Origin of the sequence: Streptomyces sp., assembly GCF_035563135.1 — a bacterium.
GTDB lineage: Bacteria > Actinomycetota > Actinomycetes > Streptomycetales > Streptomycetaceae > Streptomyces.
In genome coordinates, this window is record NZ_DATMVN010000135.1 from 1 (window position 1) to 5,500 (window position 5,500).

Consider the following 5,500-nt stretch of genomic DNA (forward strand, 5'->3'; position numbering starts at 1 on the left):
GGCCCCACACCAGCGCCCAGAACGGCACCTCGTCCCCGCCCCTGGCCGCCAGCGCGGTCTCGGCGAGCTGAACGTCGGCGAGAGCATGGCGGGTCTGGCCGGTCTTGGCGAGCGCGTGCGCGTGGGTGATGGCGAAGAGCGCCTCGACCTGCTGGCCGACGCAGCCCCTGGCGCGCTCCCAGCCGGATTCGGCCAGGGCCAGGCAGTGCTCGGGCCGGTGCAGCTTCATGCCCTGCTGCGACATCGTGCGCATCACGAAGCCGTCCTGACCGGGGACGCCGGACGCCCGCGCGAGGGCGAGGGACTGGAGATAGTAGCGCTGGGCGAGGCCCTGCTCGCCGCTGTCGTACGCCTTCCAGCCGCACAGGTGGGCTGCTGCTGAGGCGACCGAGAACGCCTCGGCGCGGACATCCTCATTGGCGAACCGGCCCCGGCACAGCTGCGCGACGTCGGTGATGAGGTATTGCACGAACGCGGCCCGTCCGTGCTGACCGCCGTGGCGCTCGTCCCTGTCCATGAAGAGCTTCACCATGTCGCGGACCGCAGCAACGTCGGCGTGTCCGACGAGGCCGCCGCCGCTGACCGAGCGGGTGCGGGCGGCGGCTTCCTGGACGGTCTGGAGCGGGAGGGTTGCCGCGGCCATGGAGTAGGCGGAGGCGGCCAGGAATCGGCGGCGGTTCACATCGGCCTCCCCGATGGCGGTGAGCGTCTCGATCGGATCGAAGTCCAGCGTCAGCCCGATGCTGTCATCTTCACCACCGCCAGGGGAACCGAGTCCGAGAAGGTGTTACCGCAGGGTGGGTCACAGGGTCACGAGGTCTGCCCGGGGGCGGAAATGAAGCGGAGGTGGGCGAGGGCCTTGTCGTCGTGGCACTTGTAACGGGGCCAGCGTCGGCCGTCGGAATCCGTGGCTTCGGCCTCGTGGATGGTCCGCACGACGTGGCCGGGCCCCTGGGCCCGGCAGGCGCCGGCCATCTCTTCCCAGGAGGAGTAGAGGCCGTAGTCCTCGACGCCTGAGCTGACGCCGTCCGTCATCACGAGGATGTCGGTGATGTCGGAGGTGGGCCAGGAACGCACGACGGCGTGCCGGGCGGCCTCGGGGACGGCTTCGGCGACCCAGTACCCACCGGGCACCTGCTGGTTGACGTGGAGCATCTGGTGGGCCCGCAACTGCTGAAGAAGGACACGGTGTCCAGGGTTGTCGAAGCCCCGTCCGGAGCGCAACGCTGCCTGGTATGCCGTGAGCTCGGGGCGGTCTGCGACTAGCCGGGCGAGCCGGTCGTCGCGGACTTGGCGGATCTGCCCGCTGGTCGTGAAGGCCACGACAGGGCTGTCGGCCAGCACGAGGGTGTCGATGCGATCACCGCAGTGGCGAAGGATGGAGACGGTCGCAGCCGGTGAGGCTCCCGGAACCAAGCCGTGGTCACGGACCATGGTGGCGATGGCGCTTTCGAGCAGCTGCCGTAGGTCGACGTCGGGGGCGTCGTTGAGGCCGGCGACCAAGTGCTCGCCGAGCATCTGGGCGTACCAGCCTCCGCGGGGCTGGTCGTCGGAGACCGTGGAGACCCCGTCCAGGACAATGACGGCTTCAGGTGCTTGGTGGATGCGGTCTTCGCTCGGTCGGCCGCCGCCAGGGAGCTCCCCAGTCGTGACCGAGAAGCCGGTGTGAATCACAGGGGTGGGGGACGTCATGGCGGGATCATTCCAGCCGTCGGACCCGCGATGACCACGTTCCGGTCAAGAGCCTCCTGCACGCACAGTCACAAGGTGTGGCGTCCCTGAGTATCGGAGTGCTCATGATCAGCGACCCTGCCGCTGCCCATCCCGCCCGAATTCCGGTATCTGCCCAGCACCGAATGCTCGGGAAGCGACGGACCCTACACACTCGCAAGACGGCCTGAACGAGGCGAAGTCACTGGTCTGACTGCAGCCCGGGCGGTGGTGCCTGCTGAATCATTCCGCAGGCCAAGGGGCTGGCAGCGTTGGGTCATCACGTTCCTCACGCTGCCGGTCGATCGCTCCAGCCTCATGAAGCCGGCCAATGTGTGGGTCTGCCTCATGTCCGCTTGGTCTGCGGCACCGCTGGGACGGCCGGGCGTCGCATAGAGGGCAGCTCAGGCTCAGCGGACACGTGAAGCCGTCGATGAGGCCACCGCACGCCCAGCCGCACTCCGCGGTGCCCAGGGCGAGACCGCGGCGGTCGATGAGGATGCCGGCGCCGAGCAGCTTCAGGTAGTCAGCCTGGTAGAGAGGAGCTGGCACCGGCTGAGTGGTCCCATCAGCGCCAAGTCGAGCGCGGTATTGAAGCACAGTCCCTCCTCTAGTTCGGGTCTCGTAGGTGCCGTCACGCGGCCGTGAGCTCCGCTTCATCGAGCAGCAGCATGGCCTGATCGAGCACGGTGAGCCTGACGTTGCGGTAGAAGAGGGCGGGCGGCCAGAACAGCTCAATCGGTTCCTGCATCCGCGTGGTGAACCACAGCGCCTCACGCATGCTCTCCAGCACGTCGCGCGTCTGGCGGCGTCGCCACGCTCGGCCCGCCCACGTTCGCGCTCCGGCAACGTAGGTGTCCACCAGCTGCTGGAACTGCACCAGCGCCCGACGCAGGTGGTCCTCCGCGACCCAACCGGCGCTGCTCCGACTCAGGCCGTATGCCTCGTAGCGGTGCACGAGGGCGGTGGCCGCCTGGATCTCCCGCACGACGTCGCTGGACGCCAGAGCGTGGGTGAACTGCTGAGCCGTGATGCGGCGGGGGCGAGCGTGGCGGGCCGTGAGCACGAGGTCCTCCGAGGCTGGGGCGGGGTGAGGGCCACAGCTTCGGGCGGTACCTCGCAGAAGCGAATCTCTCGCGAGAACCGCCTCGGCGCCATCCACCGTCCGCGGGGTCTGGCGCTCGGTCACAGGGCGTTGAGTGCTTCCTCCGTAGCTGCGGCGACCCCGCCCACCTTCTGCGCCAGCTCCATCAGTTCCTTCTCCTCCGGCTCATCGGCGTTATCGAGGATGCCGGGGAGCTCGCCACCCGTCGCGGCGATCACACGCATCGCGCGCAAGAACTCCTCGTAGCGGTCAGCTTCTGCCAGAGCGGCCTTGCTCGGGGGTGCGACGGCAGGCTGGACAGGCTCCTGCGGCTCGTCGTCGAAGCCGTCAGAGTCGAAGTCGGTTTCAGCGCCCCAGCCTTCGCTGTCGTCACGCCGCGAGGCGGGGGCCGCACCGCCCTGCCGGGCCTGGGGCTCATCCTCGCCGGCCCACATGTCCTCCTCCGACGGCGCGTTCCGAGAGTGCGCACGGAGCGTCTCGTTCACCGCCTCATCCATTTCCTCCGGGCTGTCGGCATCGGCCAGGCGGCTCTCCAGAGCGTTGATCACTTCGGCGTCCCGGCTCGGAGCGACCTGGCGCAGGGCGCGCTCGGTCAGCTGCAGCTCCAAGGCGTCGTCGCCGAGCCGTTCGGTCAGCTGGTGGGCGAAGGCGGCGAAGCGCGCCAGCCGGTAGCGGTGCGCTCGGGAGGAGTTGGTGAATTCCTTGAGTACGTACTCGCGCGGGTCTCGGTAGCCCAAGGGCTCCCACGCCTTCACACGGACGATCTCCGTCATCGTGCCGTCCAGCTCATCGGCCAGATGCAAAGCGCGTTCCGTCAGAGTCCGTGCGTACTCCGGAGTGCAGGGTGTTCCCGGGTCGTCGACGACGACGCCGGTGATGACGCTCGTCTCAGGCTTAGTCGCCTTCTCAAGGCTGGTGTCGGAAGTGTGGTCCATGGTGATCTCCGGGGGGTCCGCCGCTGAAGCTGATGCACGGAGCACTGTGCCGAGCAAAGCGGACACCCTCCTCGGCCGGGAACCGAGCGGTCGCTCTGGTGGGGCGTGGGGGTGCTCTGGCGGTTGCGGCAGGTGTCGGCCGGGCACCGGTGCACGCCGGCAGGGTGGTGGCATCGACTCGGAAATGCTCTGCGCGGTCGCTGTTTCTCTTGCGGCGTGGTGGCCGGAGCCGGGACGATACCGTCACTGCGGTGGCAGCCCGCACGGCCCCCGGTGGCCGCGGAACTGCGGGCAGATCCGGCTGAGCCGGTCGATCCACCGGCAGCAGTAGACGGTGAACGCCCCCTCGGCTGGGATGTGCCAGAGCGCCTCGTTCTGTTCCCGCTGTCGTTCCGAGGGCTGCTCGGGGACGCGGAAGACATCGCCCTCGGTAAGGCCCAGCTCGACGTCGTTGTCGAAGCGAATGCAGTACGGGAACGGGGTGACGTACTGCCGGACCAGCATCACGCGGCCGAGCGCCCCGGCCGGCACGTCATGGGTGACGGAGTAGTCCGCGGGCTCCGCCCCCCATCCCTCCTCCGCCTCCAGGTCCTCGTCCGGGTGCGACCCCCGAAGGCGGTGGCTGGCCCTCACCCGGTCGCCGACGTGCAGTGTCAAGGAGCCCACCCGCACCCGGCGCACCAACTCCAGACGGTCCAGCAGCGAGAGCTTCTCCAGGAGGTCGTCGAGCTGCGTGTTCATCCGACCGCCGCCCCATCGGTGCTCTTCTTGGTGGGAAGGGCGGCGAGCGGGGATCGGTGGCCCTTGGGCGTCGCGTGGACAGCCGGCCAGTCGATGCGGCGACTTCGGACCAGCCGGTCCAGGTCGGCTTGGCGGTAGAGGCGTACCAGGGTGTGGTGCCATCCCTCGACGATCTCGGAATGGGTGAGCAGGCCGGCCCGTAGGAGGTTGTCGAAGTCGCTCTCCCTCACGCCGAGGGCCTTCGCCGCCGCGTCGCGCATGTGTAGGCGGCCCGCGGCCGAGGCGCGTTGGACCGTACGGCGGTCGCGGAAGGCTTCCAGAGCGAGGCCGCAGTAGAGCGGGCGGGCGCGGTACTCCCCCCTGACGGGAAGGTGCCCTCGGCGGGAGAGCTCGGCGGCCGTGCCGGAATGGACAGTGATCGAGAAGCGGTCGGCGAGGTGTCGTTCGGCCCGGGCGGCGCCGACGTCCGGGAGTGTCCCGGTGGCCTGCTTGATGGTGTCGATGCGGGCGATGGCGTCGTCGAAGACGGCGCGCGACCAGCGCTCGCCGTTGACGTCCGGGCCGGGGATCAGGCCGAGGCGCTGGGCGCGTTCGAACTGCCACAGGTGCAGGCCGGAGCGGCCGGGGAACTGCATGGGGCCGTAGGACTTGAGCGCGGTAGCGGTCGTGGTCACGTCGGTTCTCCGTCCGTGGTGTTGCTGCTCTGCGGGACGATCACCGCGTACATGGCGTTGCCGGTAAGCGCCAGGACTCCGGTGATGGCTGACGAGTCGCCACGTAGCTCGAAGAAGATGTCCAGCATCCGTGCCCGGCCCTCCGCGCCGTGCGGGACCTGCTCCAGTACGCTCTGCACGGCCACTCGGGCGCGCGCGGTGGCCGACACCAGGTCCTCGACGTGCTCGAGAGCCTCGTCGAGCCGCATGCCCCGCATGGCCCGCAGATCTTCGGCCACGCTGAGCGTGGTGACTGCGTCGGCGCTATCGAGCACCAAGCGCTTCAGGTCCGGAAC

7 protein-coding genes are annotated in these 5,500 nt (G+C 69.3%); all 7 read right to left on the reverse strand.

The window, feature by feature from the left end; all coding sequences use genetic code 11:
* On the reverse strand, positions 1 to 682 hold a 682-nt coding region (locus VN520_RS05685; RefSeq protein WP_325745738.1), incomplete at its 3' end, for a hypothetical protein.
* A gap of 128 nt (positions 683 to 810) precedes the next feature.
* Positions 811 to 1,692, reverse strand: a complete 882-nt coding sequence (locus VN520_RS05690; protein WP_325745739.1) for a protein phosphatase 2C domain-containing protein — start codon at positions 1,690 to 1,692, stop codon at positions 811 to 813.
* A 652-nt stretch (positions 1,693 to 2,344) separates the two neighbouring features.
* Positions 2,345 to 2,776 (reverse strand): hypothetical protein, encoded by a 432-nt coding sequence (locus tag VN520_RS05695; RefSeq protein ID WP_325745740.1) that lies wholly within the window; start codon positions 2,774 to 2,776, stop codon positions 2,345 to 2,347.
* Positions 2,777 to 2,895: 119 nt separating this feature from the next.
* Positions 2,896 to 3,750 carry a hypothetical protein gene (locus tag VN520_RS05700; protein ID WP_325745741.1) on the reverse strand — a complete coding sequence of 285 codons (855 nt, stop codon included), beginning with the start codon at positions 3,748 to 3,750 and terminating at the stop codon, positions 2,896 to 2,898.
* Positions 3,751 to 3,993: 243 nt separating this feature from the next.
* Entirely contained in the window at positions 3,994 to 4,491 is a 498-nt protein-coding gene (locus tag VN520_RS05705; RefSeq protein WP_325745742.1) for a hypothetical protein, read from the reverse strand.
* A complete protein-coding gene (locus VN520_RS05710; protein WP_325745743.1) occupies positions 4,488 to 5,165 on the reverse strand; it encodes a hypothetical protein in 678 nt (225 codons plus the stop codon). The genes VN520_RS05705 and VN520_RS05710 overlap by 4 nt, the downstream gene beginning before the upstream one ends.
* A partial coding sequence (locus VN520_RS05715; RefSeq protein WP_325745744.1) for a hypothetical protein occupies positions 5,162 to 5,500 on the reverse strand: 339 nt, incomplete at its 5' end. The genes VN520_RS05710 and VN520_RS05715, both read right to left, overlap by 4 nt.